The organism is Lacihabitans lacunae, assembly GCF_042649125.1.
Taxonomy (GTDB): Bacteria; Bacteroidota; Bacteroidia; order Cytophagales; family Spirosomataceae; genus Leadbetterella; species Leadbetterella lacunae.
In genome coordinates this window covers 1639526-1656306 of the sequence record NZ_JBHRYQ010000001.1, presented here as the reverse complement: position 1 = coordinate 1656306, position 16781 = coordinate 1639526, and the positions used below count along the sequence as shown (strand labels likewise).

The window sequence follows — 16781 nt, the reverse complement described above, 5'->3', positions numbered from 1 at the left end:
ATTTTTGTTTTAGTGAGATTTAGGACACCCTCAGCTCTTTGAGTTGGGGGTGTTTTTTTTTTGTTTATCCGGTATTTCACCCTCTCACTCACATCGATACGTATAATTCACTTTTTGTTTTATGCCATTTGTAATATACTCAACTGAAGTCGGATATCCTTCTGTGTTATAGGTGTACGTGAATTCCTGTTTTATGAGGGTTTCGCCAATATAATATGTGTTTTTAGAAAGGATGTTATTTTTACTTAGATAATCGAAATCTACAGTTTCTGCCCCATTTACAAAATTTAATAGGTTTCTGATTAGATCGATATTTTTAGATACGTCAGGTGAAATCGAGTTTTTGTCGTTATTGGCTAAGCCTTTAAAAATCAATTTGTTTTCAAATGAATTTTCGATACTTAAAAATACCTTTTTGATGTTGCCATTTTGGAATCAAAACTGAAAGTCCATTTTTTGGCTCCAAATACAATATTACTCAAATTACTGACTATTACTTCTTTTAGGTTATCGTTATCATATTTGAATGAAAAATTACCACTAGTAGAATTTGCAGAAACTAATTGGTTAGTGTCGTTATAGGTTACAGCAAAAGAGTTAAAATCATATATTTCAAATACATTCGGTTTTTTCTGTGTATTGTAGGTAACCTGAAAGTCTAGTTTCTTATATTCAGAGGAGTATTTAGTGAGTTGGTTTTCTGAATTGTAAAAAAAAGTGACCTGTGTGTTTAGATATTCCATTGTCAGCCAATTCAAGGTAACATTTCTTTGTAGGCGATATGTCTGGTTTAGTAGTTGAGCAAGATAAAATAATAAGGGCTAAGAATAAAAGTGGGAGTCTCATTTTGTTTAAATTTTAAAATTCAACTTCAAATAATAATGCCAACCCATCTTCGCCTACTCCTTCTTCTTTTTGTCGCCATACATTAGCATAAATACCGCGGCAATAAGGCCTACGCATACCAATCCGAAAAAGGCCAACATGAAAATACCATTTGAATAATTTACCAATAGCGAGAATAACTTTGTCATTTTTTTTGAGAGGTTTAATTTTTCATAAAGGTAGATTAAGGTATTTTGCTAAAATATGAGTATACTCATTCTATTGAAAAAAAAACTTGTTTTCTTCTTTTTGAGATATTACTCAATTATTATTTTCTTCGTAAATTGAAGATTTTTAATCTTAAAGTTTAGGAAATAGACACCATGTGAAAGCCCGCTTAAACCCCAACGTATTTCGTTGGCAAATTCATTTGAGATTGATTTACTTTCAACCAATTGGCCCTTTGCAGTTATCAAATGTATCTCAGTTGGATTATATAATAAAGGTTCTTTCAGTTTTATACTAAATGTACTGTTTTGGTTAGATATTGGATTTGGATAAACTGTAGCGTAATAAGCTGCTTCTGAATTTGGCAAAATATTAATGTTTGCGGTATTTTTATTTATTTGTCCCTCTCCACAATAGTTGCTTATTTTATCTAACTTATACTTATTTTGAGTATTCGAAAGTTCTATGTTTTTAGTGAATATTTCTTGGTCAGTTTCAAAATTCTCACCGTCTATCGTCAGTTTTGTTTTCGTATTGGAATTAATTTGGATTATTATTTTATAATTAAATCCTTCAAAACCTGTGATGTCATCTAGGATACTTGCCGATGGAATATCTTCTATTTGAAAGGAATTAGATATTTTAGAATTAAAATATGGCTCAGTATTAGTTATTCGCAAACTATATGTGGCCCCTCTAATTGAGCTTTTAGGTATTTTCATTTCAGTACTTCCATTTATTTTGTCAATGGATTTTATGAATGTCGCTTCTCCAGTTTTATCATTTACGAGCTCTAAGATTAATTTTGGGTCGTTTATAAACTTTCCTTTTATTGTGGCATATTCTATACCTAAAGTACTTCCTACACAATAAATTCCTTGGTCTATGGGGGATATCGAAATTTTAGGGATTTCAAATATTTCAAGGTTTAGCTCTCCTTTAGTTTGGCCTTCGCCACAGGCGGAGGTTATTTTGCTTATAAATATTTTGGAAAATAGTGTGTCTGCTATTACGTTGAAGTTATAAACGGAATCTTTAATATTTTGAAAAACTTGTCCATTATTTAAGGTAATTTCATAAGGGGCTTCTCCTCGCAGATTAATACTTACCGGGATTTTGCTTCCTGCATATACCTGATTTTTAGGGCTTCCGTTTAATATTGCCTCCAATTTTGGGCTGAAGCTAATTTCTTCTGTAGGTTTACTTTCAATATATGGGTTAGTTGAGTTTACTCGAATACGATATTTTTTTGTAGGGTCCAATTCGTTTTTTTGACTTATTTTCAAATTGCCATTTTCGGCAATTGCCAGCCCGGTATCTACAATTCTATTTTGTTGATTTAGAATAGTAAATTCAAAAGTATTGTTGTTTTCTAGTTCCTTGTTTATCAAGTATGGGATTTCAACTTTACCTCCGACACATACATTTTTAGGTGAAAGAATTGAGATTTCACCTTTTACATACGAAACTTGGTCGGTTTTATACTCTACTGACGGAAACTTATTTGAACAATAGTTACTATTACTCGAAGTAATATTTAAAGATTTACCTTTTGCTAAATTAAGCGGTAACCTAAAATTAAACGACATTGCATACTCAAAAAGAGTGTTGTTTAGGTTAAATCGTGTATTTTGGTTTGAAGATTGTAATTCTAAATATTCTACATTTCCTTCAAAGGATTTTCTTTTCTTTGATACAGTTACTTTATTTTTGAAATATAGTTCAAGAGGGTATAAGTAATATTCATGAACGGGTTGGCTACTTATTAACTTAACGTAATAAAGTCCAGGAGGCTCCTTTTTTGTGCTACTTAATATTATGTTTTGGCTTTTGTAATAATCTAGGGTGTTTTTATAGTTTCCTTTGTTGTCTACCAGTTGTGCGGTAATGTAATCGTTTTCTCCAAAAGCGGTATTGTCTTTCCTTTGATAATTAAAACTAAATTCGCTTTCACAAGAGGTATATCCAGAACCACCTGAAAAACTCAATTCTTCGGCTTGTGCTTGGCTTTGTTGCAGGATAGCTACCGCAGTTGAGCCTGATACTTGAGCTACACCACATACTTTGTCTATTGCTCTAATTGGTTTTACAATCTGCGAATAATTGAACACGCTTGAAAATGTGCGTAGGTAGTCACCATCGACATATAAATTTGTATTTATGGTTTCTTCTCCTCCATTGATTGAAAAAGTTATGTCTATATTTGAGCCTCCTTCTAAATTATAAGTTATAAAACTTTTTTTACCTTTAGTCCCAAAACTACTTCCTGTAAATGTTACTTTGGCTGGTTTAATTATATAAAATTCGTCTGAATTTACCATGACACCAGATTTACTGTCAAAAACTTCTAATGTTAGATTAGATTCATTTTCAAATATTTCGTAATCAATAGTTTTGCTATGACTACCAAAGTTAAGGTCTCCATAATTTTGAAGTAAATTTCCCCACCTATCCTTTAGTTTTACATTTACTTTATCATTAAGGTTGGCTCCCTCACGATAAATACTAAAATCTATTGAAGAGCCATAACAGTATGATTTTTTATTTATATCAATTTTTAAACGGGGTAAGTTTCCAGCGTCATAATTTTCTATTTTCAGTGTATAGTCTGAGGTTGTAATTAATTTTTCTGTTGGTGAGCAAGGGTCTACTATACCAGAAGTTTCCCCATTAGTTGTAGAAATTCGCATAAGGTAGTATCCGGGCATCACCAAATCGTTAATTTCCAGCGTAAAAGAATACGAGTATCCTGAATTCTGAATCCTTTCATTTTCTTCAAAAGTCCCATTTCGATTATAATCAATCCAAATAACAGGCTTTTCTCCATTTCCTCCCCCTCCAGTTAGTGTTCTGGAAGACCAAGTTGAAGCTTCGATTGCGTATTTTGTATATTTTGAAACGTGAATTACTGAGTTTGTTAGATCTTTGTATCCATTTATTCCGAACCTATCACCTACTTGTTTATTAATTGTTTTTCCGGCGGGTTCTTTAATCGTAAATAGTGTTACACTTCCGCTAGTCCCATCTCCAGTGGTTCTGTAGCCGACGCATTTTGGTGCAAATGTGTTTTTTGAAATAATGAAACTTTTATCTGAGGATTTGCTCCCACAGATATTACTCATTTTCTCTATTTGATAGTTTCCGTCAGCAAAAAACTCGTTTGAAATTATGAATTCTCTATTGATAATAGATTGCTCCAGGCCATTGTTAAATTTTACGCTGATTGGGAATGAACCTTCTATAGATTTTATTAAATTCTTTTTATCATATGAACTGTTGTAAAAACCACTTATGTCGACATTTGGAAGCGTAGAGATGAAAAACTTATTACTTTTTTGGCTTAAAAAACCTCCAAGCATTTTTATTCGAAAGTAGTGGTACCCTTCTTTTTGAATACTTTCCGGAATCGTAAATGTTAGGCTATTCCCGTCTATTTGAGCTGTATTAATTGCCACGTTCTTGTCTAATTCATCATAAAATAATATTTCTGGTGTATTACTTACAAAAGCCTCAGACTTATTAATAGAAACAGATTTTTTTTCACCAGTACAGCTATTTGGTTCTCTTACTATGTCTATTTTTAGGTTGTCTTTTACTTTTAAATCAACATTTATCGCAATATCTAAAAGTTGACATGAAGGGTTTACTATTTTGCTAAGGCTGAAATTTTGATTTTCGAGTGAGGCAAAATCGATAGACGGATTTTTCCCAAATACCGTTTTTGTTATAAAATCATTAAAAACGAGTTCAGTTGGTGCAGCAAAAAAAGTATCCTCAAGTTTTATTGAAATATTTTGTAGTCTTTCTGCCTCTATTTGTTTGGTGAGTGCATATTTTAAAGGCTCGGCAAAGTAAAATGTTTTGCTTTTTATTTTTTCTGGAATGTTTTCAAATTCAATTTCTATATATACTTCATTAGGTAGTGGACTGTTTGCACTTATAGGTTTGAAAACAAGTTTATCAAAAATATGTTCGTAGCTAATTCCAGTAATTTTTTCATTTTTATCTACTGAGAAAACGTTAAGGCTTTTAATTGGTGGTGGTGTTCCGTTGGCCACAATATCAATTTTTTTTTCTTGCCCTCGACACCAAACGGGGTCTGCCGCATTTATAACAATAAGATTGGCCGTGGGTGCACTAGATACAGTAACTTTTGCAAGCCCACTAACAGAACCAACACCACAAATATTTTTTATACTTTTTACTCTTAATTCTGTAGTTTGGTTTATTTTTAAAGATTGCTGTTTATTAATTCTTAAATCTTTGAAAGATTTATAAATGTTGCCCTGCAAATCTTCAATTTCTACTTCTGCCTTTCCACCATTTACATTGAGGAAATAGATGGCGTTTTCACCACTAAAAATAGTAGAATTTCCACTTATTGTACCTTTGGGGATGTCAAGAACAGAATATGAGGTAGTACTTAATGTGCCGAAGTGTTTTTCGTCTGAACTAACGACTTGAAAATTAATATCGGAATAAAGTAAGGGAATAGTGCTCAAATCAATTTCAATGGGGGATTTAATACCTTTGCCTACTAAATGTCTGACTTTGTAATCGCTACTTAGAGCATATACATCCACTTCGGCGTTGTTATTTAATGAGTTTGAATATTCTAATAAATACTTTTCTTTGATACAGATATTTTCTCCGGCGTATTCATTATTTATTTTTTTTAAATTTTTTGTGGTGAGAATTATATTTGAATCAGGCGAATAACCTCTAATATTATAACCATTCAAAACATTATTATTTGGTGCTAATCTCTCAGAAATCCCAAAGCTCATTAGGTTTATCTGTCCGTTTGTGAAATTATTTCCACAACCTCTATAGTAAGACATCAGATTATCAGTAGCTGGACGATATTGCTCCGACAATTTGTCGCTGAACGTATATGGAAAACTGCAGTCCAAATAGCCAAGGATATATAATTTGCCATAAGGGTCAGCTGGAGTATCACATAATAAGTCACCTGCAAAATCGCAGTTAGCCAATTCAGTCCTAGTAACGTATTCTTCATTTGAGGATTGATTACCTTGAAAAGTATGGAATAGTCCAAAATAATGTCCGAACTCATGAGGAATCACTTTGTCCATTAAGTCAGTCACATTTTCATAATAAGCAAAAACTCTGTTGGTAACTTTATCGGTACTTGGAAAATAAGCGTAACCACCAATGGACTCTTTAAAACTATGTACTAAATATAAATTTACGGCATAGTTAACGTCGTATTTTTTGGTTATTTCTCCTTCATCTTCTGTAGAAAATAAATAATACCTATCGTCATCTATAAAGGTAATGGCATTATTATAAAGATAAAAGTTGATGTTAGTTCCTGTAAACTTTTGATTAAGTTTATCTATTGCTGATTGAACTAAATTAATGCTTAAACCGCCTGTTCCATCAGTTTTTCTAGCCATCTTTACACTAATAGCCACTGAAATTGGGTTTTTTATTTGCTCTCTTAGATTTGGAGAATTTTGAAGAAAAAGCTTACTTGATTCGTAATATTCTTTTGATGGTTCTGCCGAACCACATTTTAATAGTTCTAAGGTTTGTGCATTTAGGTTTGAAGAAAAAATAAAGAAATAGATAAATAATAAGCCTAAGATCTTGCAGTAGTTGCGTGTTGAAGATGTTTCCAATTGATTCGGTTTTTTTGGCAAAATAAACTAGAAAAATGTCAATTTCAAGAAAATAACTTTGAATTTACTTTCATGTAAAATAGGGTAAAGCTTTTTTTTAAAATGACCTTTATTCAAATTATTAATGGATGTATGAAAAAGCCAATACTGAAATTTGATTTTGATAAATAAAAAAGCAGTATTGATTATTGTATAAGTTGCTTGTTATAAAGGTTTTTTGATACTGAAGAAAAAATATTAAAACTGGAAAACCTAAGAGAAAAATTTTAACTCATTTCTAACAGCATAAGCCTACTTAGACACACTAATTCATACTTTTTTCCATAACCCTAAATACTTTAAATAAAGTAGTTTGTATTACTTCTTCGGAGCTTTTTTCATACTTATTACAATTACTCCGTTTGAGGCTCTGCTGCCGTATATGGCAGTACTGGCGGCATCTTTTAGCACTGAAACCGACTTGATGTCGTTGGCGTTTAGGGTATAAAATAGACTTGCGTAGCCGTCTGAAAATGGCACGCTGTCTACCACAAATAGGGGTTCATTGCTTCCTGCAAAGCTCGAGATACCGCGAATAGTAACGCTCGCTCTGCTGCCCGATCCGTTTACGTTTACACCTGCCACATTTTTCAGATAAATATCGAGGGTGGTGTTTACAGGCATGTCGTCTACTACGCTAGCTGAGCCTGTATTTTCTCTTCCAGTAGACTTGGAGTAGCTATCTTCTATAACCACCACTTTTTTGTCGTCTGCTCGGTAGGTGGTTTGGGTTTTGGGGCTACAAGCTACTCCCACAGCGGTGAGTATTGTTAAATATATTAAATTCTTCATTAGATTATTTTTTTTATTAAAATTCAGTAATAAAACAGTAATATTCAAGTAGTTAATGGTATTTGTTTTGAATATTTAAATAAAAAACAAAAAAGCATCGCTATGGATTCATTAGTGTAATTGATTTGAGCGTCATCTAAGCATAACATACCTTACCGGCTTTGTTTTTGTTCTTGATATAATTTGCCTGGCTTCTAGGTCTAATTTTACCGTTTCGCCATACCATTGGGCATTGCCTTCAAAGTTTCCTTTGGTTTTTTCATAGATTTCCTCCATAAGCTCCATGTGTGTAGGTTCTTGCGTATTGAGAATTTCTAAAATCACTTCTCTAATCAACAGATATTTTTCCAGGGCAATTTTTTTGTTGATTTTTTCTGGGTTGGGATGTAGGGTTTGAATCGTCTCGAGTTTCATTTTTTCATCCTTAGTTTGTTTTATTTTACTACAATGTCAAACAATATACATTAGGAATATATTTTTGAAAAAAAAGCGGAGTCTTTTTCAAAACTCCGCCACTCGTATTATACTTGTTTTATTTATTTAAAACCAAATTTGTTAAGGCCTTCTTTGCTTATTTTTAAGGCTTCAAGTGGCTGCATGCCGTCAAATACCATGTCTTGCTCCACGATATAATATTTCATACCCGAAAGCTTTTTGTTCGCCAAAATTCTAGCAAAATCTATCTTTCCTTGGCCAACAGGGGCAAATCTGCCTTGTCCGTCCATGTCTTTTACATGCCAAATTTTAAAACGACCTGGGTATTTTTGAAAATAGGCCACAGGATCCGCACCTGCTTTGGTTACCCAGTACAAATCCATTTGGAAGTTCACATATTTTGGGTCTAGTTTTTCTAGTAAATAGTCGATTGGCACCACGCCGTCTTTGTTTGCCTGAAACTCAAAATCATGGTTGTGATAAAGAAACTCTAAACCGGCATCTTTTGCTTTGTGGGCTATTGTATTCAATATTTCGGCCAATTGCTCCATTGAGCCTTCCATGCCTAATTTTCTGGTTTTGGGGTCAAATTTAAACATGCCCATTGGCGGCACTGGAGCAATAAAATATTTGAAGCCTGCCGCTTTTACGTCAGCCACAAGCTTGTCGGCGTTATCTAGTGTCATGCTGCCCATGTGTACTGATATTGGCTTTAAACCCAAACTTTTAAGATAAGATTTGAATTCGGCAGGTGCCATTCCGTAAAACTTTCCGTCTTTGTAATCTACAGCTTCTATGTATTTGTAGCCCAGGTCTGCCACTTCTTTTAAGGTAGCTTTCGGGTCTTTGCCCATTTCGTTTCTGACGGTGTAAAGGGTCATGCCGCCCGATTTTTTCTGAGCGAAAGATGCAGCACTAATCGACAGCAACAATATCGCTATTATTACCTTTGAAAATAGGTTCTTTTTCATTTTTATATACTAAGGTTGATTTGATAAAATTTTCATGTTGGCAAATTAGGGAATATTATCAAATGTATGAACAGTTATTTGACAGATACTCCATTTTGGTCGACTATTGGTTAGTTTATTTAACTAGATAGGAGAAAAACTGGTCTGACGTTTTAATCATTAAGCGTACCGCAATTTTTTATTTCGGCTCTAAATATCGCTTCATTTTGGGTGTTAAATCCAGGTTCTAAAACAATAGTTTGATCCGAAAAATAGGCTGTTCGTTGGTTTATGGTATTGGTGGCTTTTATAGACTCTCCTCCAAAGTAAACGCCATTTGAGGCTATTCCATTTGTGATTATTGTGTTTTTTGGGCAATAGTTAAAGTCACAGTCGCTACTGTTTGCTAAATATTTTGCTTCATGGACATTTAGTCCGCCGTCAAAAAACTTAAAGTCGTCTATATCAGCCACCATTTTTTGTGTATTATTTATGTCAGAACCAATTCTATAATTCAGTTTATCAAGGTTTAGAATTCCAACAAAAGTGTAGGAATTTACAGGGTCTAACCTTTGTGTTAGAAGGTTCCCGTTTAAGTAAATTGCTATACCGCTATTTTCAAAACTTACTGCAATGTGTGACCAGGTTTCCGGATTTATTTCGGCAGCTGAAACTACCCTTCTGTAGTTTTCATATTTTAAAAATGTGCCATTTCTGATGCCCACAATACCATATTTGCCACTTATTTTTTTTAGTTTAACCTGAAAATTATTTGTGGCATTTCCTGCAAAATACACCTGAAAAGAGTCTGGGGAGTTTGATTTAATATTTATCCAAAAGCTAATAGAATGACTTAGTCCTTTAGAGGCATTGCTAGTAACCAAGAGTTTTGAGTTGGATTGAAATGCCAATGCTTTGGCGGATGACCCTTTTCTGTCTGAGGTTAAAGTTAAATTTTCAGTCTCAAAGGTTTCAGTATTGGTATTTGTATTCCAATTTGCAGAATTAAATGGTAAGCAATTTACAACTTTCGGTTTTATGTAAAAACTGTACTTTAAGGTATCTAACCTATTCATACAAGAATTTGATATTCCGCTAATTTTCATAAAGTTATCTCCTGTTTTAAAAAGGGAATAGTTGTTGTTTTCTTCTTCGAAACTCTTTTTCTTTTCGGGTTCCAAACTAGGGGTGAAGCCATTTAGCTGCATGGTGTATTTGACGGGTCCGTATTGGGTTAATTTACCTTGTACCTTTAGTTTTTCTCCATATTCAAAAATGGGAGGTAAAAAAGAAAACGCCAAGTTGGGGGCATTGTCGCAGGTGTTGGCTAAGCATTCGCTGGTTTGGCTGTAAAGTTTATTTACCTCGGTTTTACTTAGCCCGCCTAAGTATATTTTATAATCATCTATTTCAAACGCAGAGCTAGCGAGATTGCTTGTGGAGCCCAATCGAAAATAAGCATAAGTGTTGTCAGAGCTGAGCCCATTAATATAGGTATTTTTAAGCTCTTCTCCATTTACATATATCCTTAGATTACCTTTCACTGTTGAGTTTCCTGATTGGTATACAATCGCAAAGTGCGTCCATTGGTCTGAAATGTTTGGTAAATTTATGCTGAAGGTTTTACCTTCATTGTATTTTTGAAAAGTAAGGGTATAACTTAAATCATTGTTTTTTCTCAATGAAAGTCTATCGTAGGACAAATAAAAATATTCAAAGATTTGAAATTCTTGATTGGGAGCAAATGTAGCGTTTGGTTTGAGCCAAAAAGCCATCGTATAATTATTAGATTGTAAACCAGATGGCCTTAATATTTCTAGGCTTGTATTGCTGATAAACTTTGCTGCTTTATTTGGATTGTTATTTCTATCTGCTGTATAGCTATTTATGTTATTTTCGCCGATAAAAGTGCCAAAGTATTCGCGGTTGCTTTGATTAAAATTGAAGCAATATTTCAATGTAGGGTTTTCTGAAATCACTAAAGTGTCTTTGTATATTCCATTTCCGCATTTATTGCTGATTTTATCGAAAATTGAGAAAGTGTTGTCTTTTTTGTAAGATAAAAATGAAAACGTGTTCGAGTAAAAATTAGATAAATAATAAGGCAATGAACCATCGGTTCTTACTTTATAGGTGTCATTTGGTTGGGAGTCAATTTTAACACTTAGACTTACTAGCGTGGTTCCTGGTATTTGATTTATAAACCCCGGCAATGTAACCACAGGAATTTCATCGCAAAGCTGAAACGAGCAGTCATTTTGGTTCGGTAAATTTTGTAAATAGGCATTTGGTAAGCCACCTGTAAAATATTTGAAGTTATTTATTCTTCCCCTAAACTTGTTGTTTTTCTGTGCGTCACATGCAAACCAAAGTATAGAGTTGTTGCCTAATAAAGGTACATCAAACCCCGAAAAAGTATAGTCGTTTGAGCGGCCGTTATTGTCTTTTATTAAAATTAAAGTTGCTGTTTTTACTAAGGTTAGGTGTACCCATTTGTCTATTTCGGCAGGTATAATAGCCAAGTACCGTTCGCCATTCCGGGTGTAAAGTTCAAATTCATAGCGATATTGGTTTTCGCCAAATTTTCTAAATCTAAGTTGATTTTGTCTGAGTATATCTCCCCCTAGTGAGAGTATCGTTTGGATATCGTTGGTGTTTGAGCTGGGTTTTACCCAAAGCGTCATCACGAAGTTTTCGCCTTTTAGGTCCCTTCCTGGAAACTTCAAATATTCATCAGTTCCGTTAAATTCTATAGCTTTATTTGGTGCGTTTTCTTGATCGGGCACAAATGTGCCGGATGTATACATAAAACGAGTACCCGTTTGCTGGTCAATGTAATCATTATCAAAAGGCAAACATGTTACCTGATTGGTGTCTTTGTCATATATCAAATATTTTAAAATTTTGGGATCTATGGTGCCATATCCACAGGTATTTCTGACAGTGCCGAGTTGAATTTCGGTAGATTTTGGGCTGTATAGATAGGTTGGTAATTCAGCGTCATTTCCATAAGCGGCGATTTCGGTATGTCCGTTAGGAAAAGTGTAGTAAAAAGGCGGTGTGCCCGTGAATTTTACTTTTGGTCTAAATAAAAAAGTTTCCTCTTCTCTAAGTAAGAGGTCTTCGTCTGTGAGTTTTGCAGTAGGTTTCTCGCAAGTTAGGTCTTTTACTGGTGTAAAATGATAAAACTCCATATTGGCGTTTTCGGGCCATAATGTCACATAGCCGGGGGTATTGGTTTCGTTTACAATACAAATAAATATGTAAGATTCATTAAAAGTATGTTCAATCAAAATGCTCGAATTTTTTGTTTTAGGTTTACAAAAATTCGGAAATGCCTTCATATACGCACACAGATTGTTAGGTATATAACTGAAGTTTCCGTAGACTGAGATACTTATGTTTTGATTGCTTGAAACCGCATAATTTAATATTAAGTCATATGCAGTAGGATTTAGCACTTTCGCCATTATCCACGTTTGATTTTCAAGGTTGGCAGAACCGCATATTGGAGAATCGAATGTGCCTCGCTCACATGAGTTTCCATTTTCTACCAGCGGAAGGCTTATGATGTTATTATATTGAGTAAAGTTTTCGGAGCTTATGCTCGAGCAAATGTATGAGTATCCGTCGCAAACCTGCCCTAAGGCAATATTCAGCTTTAAAAAGGATAAAAATATAAGCGTTAGTGAATATAGTTTTTTCAATAGGAAGGGGGTGTTTTTTTAGTTTGGATCTTCAGAAATTCGAATTTTTGGAATAAAATTTAAGTATATTTCTTCACTTCGACATAATTAATTCAGTTTTCATAAATACGGCTAATTCAAGACAAAAGTAGGAATTATAGCTATCTCCGAAAAGAAGTTTTTTAAATTTAAATCACCCATTACTCAAATACTGTTTTCTGAATTTTTCTGGTGTGAGTCCAGTTTGTTTTTTGAAGAATTTTATGAAATAAGAAGTATCATGAAAGTCAAGTTCCAAAGCTATGCTGGTACTGTTTAAATCAAAGTTTACGAGTAGTCTTTTGGCTTCTAACAATACTCGGTCTCTAATGAGTTGTCCCGCCGAAACATGCGTTTGTTCGTGGGTGATGGCGTTTAGCTGACTAGGCGTAATGTGAAGCATTTTAGCGTATTCTTTTGGGAGTTTAACGGTTTTAAAATGTATCTCAATGAGCTCCAAATATTTTTTTAGTATAATTTTATGGTGACTGTTTTTTGTCGGAATATTTTCTGGGTTTTGTATTTGCCTCGAAGAAAAAATAAAAATCTGTAATAAATAGGTAGATAAAACAAGCGGTGTGCAAAAACTCAGATTTTCTACTTCTTTGATTATATCTTCAAAAAGTCCATTGATTCTGATTTGGGTATCACTATCAAGTTCGATGACTTGGTTCGACTCAAATATATTAAAAAAAGGAAACTGTGCAATAACCTCGGGATTGATGAAAAACTGCTCTAAAAAAGTGGAGGTGAAGTTGAGAACATAGCCGTCTACGTGCTCGTCAAATTCCCATTTGTGCACTTGGTTGGGTTTCATAAAATAGATTATTCCTTCTTTTATGTCGTACGTTTCAAAATCCAGTATATGTTTGCCACTTCCTTTTGTGAAAAATACCATGTGGTAGAATGAGTGCTTGTGCGTAACCTGAATATGTGGATTTTTCTCTAAGTAGCCCTTAAAACGGTCTACATTAAAGTGATTGTTCGATATTTTTTTAGTTTCTAGGCTACTTATATCAAACGAAGTGTAGTTTTTATTTTTCATACTATCAGTTTTCCAATCCGGAATTTAAACGCTCTTTCAATCTAAATTTTTCAAAAGTACCATAATAGCCACAATAACTACCATTGCATTGCTATAGAATTAGCTAGTTTTGTGACAATAAATCAACGTCGCATTTTAAAGAATGGGCGGAGGTATTTTGAAACGATTTTGGAGATTAATAAAAAGATATGTCAAAAATAATAAATGTGTTGGCAAACAGGTGCCCGCAGTGCGAAGAAGGAAATATGTTCGTATCTACTAATCCGTACAAAAAAGGCGAGATGACCACCATGAATAAGTATTGTCCCAAATGTAATTTTAATTTTGAGCCAGAAGTAGGCTATTATTATGGAGCCATGTTTGTCAGCTATGTGCTTAATGTGGCCCTTTTTGTTATTGCCACAGTGGCGTTCTATGTTTTTTTCGAAGACAAAGTAAATAGTCTGTGGTATATGGTTGGCTATGTGTTTTTAACATTTTTGCTTATCCCAGTTTTGTTTCGACTTTCACGTAGCATGTGGTTACATGTTTTTTATAAAGAAAAAAGAGAGGTTAAAGCATAACTAATAAACATCAAAAAAGCCGCTGATGACTCAGCGGCTTTTTTGATATTTCTTTCAGTAAAATCACTTTCCGATTCGGTATAATCTGCCTTGGTCGGTCACGGCGTATAATGCTCCGTCTTTGCCCTGTTGCACATCTCTCCATCTTTGGTATTCGTCAGCCACAAGTCTTTCTTCTCCGATTACTTTGTTGTCTTTGATTACCAATCTTACAATATGCATACCGCTTAAGCAGCCTACAAACAGGTTGTTTTGCCACTCTGGTATAGAAACCCCGCTAAAAAATGTCATTCCCGAAGGCGACACAGATGGGTCCCAATAATATACAGGTTGTTCCATGCCTGCTTTTTGTTGAATTGCATCTCCAATTTTTGGTCCTGCGTATTCTATTCCGTACGTGATTGTTGGCCATCCGTAGTTTTTACCTGAGCTGATGTGGTTTACCTCGTCGCCACCTCTTGGGCCAAACTCGTTAGACCAAAGTTCGCTATCTACTGGGTTTAGGCTTAAGCCTTGCACATTTCTGTGTCCATATGAGTATAGTTCGGGTCTTGCACCTGCTACTTTGGCAAGTTCGTTGCCAGGGGCAGGTTGACCATCTTTCGTAATTCTGATTATTTTGCCTAGGCTAGAGTTTAGCTGCTGAGCTTGCGGACGCGTTACTTTGTCAGAACGCTCTCCAGTGCTTACAAACAAATATCCGTCTTTGTCAAATATTATTCTTCCGCCAAAGTGTAGGTTTCCTTTGTGAGCGGGAGTAGCTCTGTATATTACTGTGGCGTTTTCTATTTTGCTTTCGTCGTTGCTTAGTCTGCCTTTGGCTACCGAAGTGTGGTTACCGCCTGTAACTTTTTCTGCAAATGTCCAATACACCATTCTGTTTGATGCAAAATCTGGATCCAACGTAATTCCCAAAAGGCCACCTTGTCCGTTTTCGTCAACTGCTGGCAGTCCCGTGATTTTTTCACTCATTTCGCCATTTGCTTTCACTATTCTTAGGTTTCCCGCTTTTTCAGTTATCAAAAACCTCCCATCAGGCAAAAAAGTCAATCCCCAAGGAAACTTTAGGTTTTCGGTAATTACTTTAACTTCATATTTGGAAGTAGTTTTCACCCCATTTACACGGGTTTGACCTGCAAATGCAGGTTTATAATCGGCGTTAGGTTTGTTGGTTTCTACAGGAGCGATGGTACTGTCTGTTTCAGAGGCTATTGTTATTTCCGAAATAGGTTTACCTGAGCAATTAAATGATGTCAGAGAGAGTACCACACCCGTATATAATAGGAATCGAGTCATTATTAAATATTTTTATTTAATTAAGAAACGCAATATTCTTTTTAAAAGTTTAAAATTGATATTTCATTTCTTGGCAAGCATTTTTTGAAGCCCGAATTTTTACTAATTTGATAGTAGCAATAGGATATTTTTTTTCAAAAATTAAACTTTCAATACCTGATTTATGTCATTTGTAAATCTGAGTATCATATTGAAATTTGGGGTTTTAATATTAAAAAGGGTGATTGGGGTTTGGTAATAAAGGTGCATTTATTAAAAAACTTTTACCTCAGCCAAAAATACCATAAATTTGTAAAATTACTTTAAAACAATTTCGCATCTATGCCAACTACTGATTTTGAAATAAACGGGAAAAAATATGCAGTTTCTATCGACGGATCTCCGGAGTTTAATTTTGGAGAAAACGCCATTTTAGCAGGACCCAATACCGATATAGTGTATCATTTGCCTTGGTACAAAGAAGGATACGTGGCACAGGACTTTATGAGCAAAGAAGAGTTTGCCTCCTTAAAATCAGGACTTACCGAAAGTGTAAAGAAGATTATCACCCAAGAGTTAGGGATAGATACAGCAGGTTTTACTTTGGAGAAATACCATCATTTTGTAAAGGAAAATAAAGACCATTATAAGGTGGTTGGTCGCACGAGAGATCTTTTTCCTGGAGATTTTAATTTCCCAATAGAAGCAATCATTCCAAAGTTTGAAGAACTTTTGGGCTTTTCACTTTCTGATGTTGATCCAAAAAGCGGCGAAAAACTACATATAATTGTACGGATAAATCGCCCACAGTCAAATGACTACAATCCACCTCACAAAGATATATATGAGGAGTTTGATCAAAATAACTACATTCCGCCGTTCGTGAATCTTTGGATTCCGATAGCAGGCGTGACTGAAAACTCTTCGCTACCTGTTGTGCCTGAGAGCCATCAAATACCCGAAAGTGAGATTTTAAGGACTTTTGATGGGGGAGTGGTACAAGGAAACGTATACCGCGTAAGAATGATTAGAGAATGGGCAGGAAGTCATAAACTCAAAAGAGCAGAAGTAAAAGACGGTCAGGTATTGTTTTTCTCTTCACACCTTATTCATGGCTTGGCTGTAAATGAGGAACAAGACCTTAGCAGAGTAGCCTTAGAGTTTAGGCTGTTTAAGGCTTAATTTCTAAAAGGATTTATTTTTGAACGCCTCGTTTTATTAATAAAATTCCGGAACTGATTTTAGCTTAAAAAGATTTC

Annotated in this window: 12 protein-coding genes; 2 read left to right on the top strand and 10 right to left on the bottom strand. The window is 34.5% G+C overall.

Annotation, left to right across the window (positions count from 1 at the left end; translation table 11 throughout):
• Positions 1 to 84 precede the first annotated feature (84 nt).
• The 9 genes from ACFOOI_RS07180 to ACFOOI_RS07140 form a co-directional block, all read right to left on the bottom strand.
• Complete coding sequence (locus ACFOOI_RS07180; protein WP_379836559.1) at positions 85 to 375, bottom strand: hypothetical protein; 291 nt, start codon at positions 373 to 375, stop codon at positions 85 to 87.
• Between the two features lie 26 nt (positions 376 to 401).
• Positions 402 to 743 carry a hypothetical protein gene (locus ACFOOI_RS07175; protein WP_379836557.1) on the bottom strand — a complete coding sequence of 114 codons (342 nt, stop codon included), beginning with the start codon at positions 741 to 743 and terminating at the stop codon, positions 402 to 404.
• Between the two features lie 156 nt (positions 744 to 899).
• Positions 900 to 1034, bottom strand: a complete 135-nt coding sequence (locus tag ACFOOI_RS07170; RefSeq protein WP_379836555.1) for a hypothetical protein — start codon at positions 1032 to 1034, stop codon at positions 900 to 902.
• Between the two features lie 108 nt (positions 1035 to 1142).
• Positions 1143 to 6698: a GEVED domain-containing protein gene (locus tag ACFOOI_RS07165; protein ID WP_379836553.1), complete on the bottom strand. Its 5556-nt coding sequence runs from the start codon at positions 6696 to 6698 to the stop codon at positions 1143 to 1145.
• Positions 6699 to 7055: 357 nt separating this feature from the next.
• Complete coding sequence (locus ACFOOI_RS07160; protein ID WP_379836549.1) at positions 7056 to 7529, bottom strand: TonB-dependent receptor plug domain-containing protein; 474 nt, start codon at positions 7527 to 7529, stop codon at positions 7056 to 7058.
• Between the two features lie 132 nt (positions 7530 to 7661).
• On the bottom strand, positions 7662 to 7943 hold the full coding sequence (locus tag ACFOOI_RS07155; protein ID WP_379836547.1) for a DUF6958 family protein: 282 nt from the start codon (positions 7941 to 7943) through the stop codon (positions 7662 to 7664).
• 122 nt (positions 7944 to 8065) lie between these two features.
• A complete protein-coding gene (locus ACFOOI_RS07150; protein WP_379836545.1) occupies positions 8066 to 8935 on the bottom strand; it encodes a sugar phosphate isomerase/epimerase family protein in 870 nt (289 codons plus the stop codon).
• A 152-nt stretch (positions 8936 to 9087) separates the two neighbouring features.
• Positions 9088 to 12621 (bottom strand): LamG domain-containing protein, encoded by a 3534-nt coding sequence (locus ACFOOI_RS07145; protein ID WP_379836543.1) that lies wholly within the window; start codon positions 12619 to 12621, stop codon positions 9088 to 9090.
• A 172-nt stretch (positions 12622 to 12793) separates the two neighbouring features.
• The gene (locus tag ACFOOI_RS07140; protein WP_379836541.1) at positions 12794 to 13684 is read right to left on the bottom strand and encodes an AraC family transcriptional regulator; all 891 of its coding nucleotides are present in this window, start codon (positions 13682 to 13684) and stop codon (positions 12794 to 12796) included.
• A 188-nt stretch (positions 13685 to 13872) separates the two neighbouring features.
• Between ACFOOI_RS07140 and ACFOOI_RS07135 the strand changes: the two genes are divergently transcribed.
• Entirely contained in the window at positions 13873 to 14247 is a 375-nt protein-coding gene (locus ACFOOI_RS07135; RefSeq protein ID WP_379836539.1) for a DUF983 domain-containing protein, read from the top strand.
• A gap of 63 nt (positions 14248 to 14310) precedes the next feature.
• Here ACFOOI_RS07135 and ACFOOI_RS07130 read toward each other — a convergent pair whose 3' ends face one another.
• Positions 14311 to 15546, bottom strand: coding sequence for a PQQ-dependent sugar dehydrogenase (locus tag ACFOOI_RS07130; protein WP_379840183.1), 1236 nt, complete (start codon positions 15544 to 15546; stop codon positions 14311 to 14313).
• A gap of 318 nt (positions 15547 to 15864) precedes the next feature.
• Between ACFOOI_RS07130 and ACFOOI_RS07125 the strand changes: the two genes are divergently transcribed.
• A complete protein-coding gene (locus tag ACFOOI_RS07125; protein ID WP_379836537.1) occupies positions 15865 to 16704 on the top strand; it encodes a phytanoyl-CoA dioxygenase family protein in 840 nt (279 codons plus the stop codon).
• Positions 16705 to 16781: the final 77 nt, after the last annotated feature.

Coding starts and splice junctions, on each gene's coding strand:
- ACFOOI_RS07175 (WP_379836557.1), bottom strand. CDS start 743: ATGGAATATCTAAACACACAGGTCACTTTTTTTTACAATTCAGAAAAC.
- ACFOOI_RS07170 (WP_379836555.1), bottom strand. CDS start 1,034: ATGACAAAGTTATTCTCGCTATTGGTAAATTATTCAAATGGTATTTTC.
- ACFOOI_RS07160 (WP_379836549.1), bottom strand. CDS start 7,529: ATGAAGAATTTAATATATTTAACAATACTCACCGCTGTGGGAGTAGCT.
- ACFOOI_RS07155 (WP_379836547.1), bottom strand. CDS start 7,943: ATGAAACTCGAGACGATTCAAACCCTACATCCCAACCCAGAAAAAATC.
- ACFOOI_RS07150 (WP_379836545.1), bottom strand. CDS start 8,935: ATGAAAAAGAACCTATTTTCAAAGGTAATAATAGCGATATTGTTGCTG.
- ACFOOI_RS07140 (WP_379836541.1), bottom strand. CDS start 13,684: ATGAAAAATAAAAACTACACTTCGTTTGATATAAGTAGCCTAGAAACT.
- ACFOOI_RS07135 (WP_379836539.1), top strand. CDS start 13,873: ATGTCAAAAATAATAAATGTGTTGGCAAACAGGTGCCCGCAGTGCGAA.
- ACFOOI_RS07125 (WP_379836537.1), top strand. CDS start 15,865: ATGCCAACTACTGATTTTGAAATAAACGGGAAAAAATATGCAGTTTCT.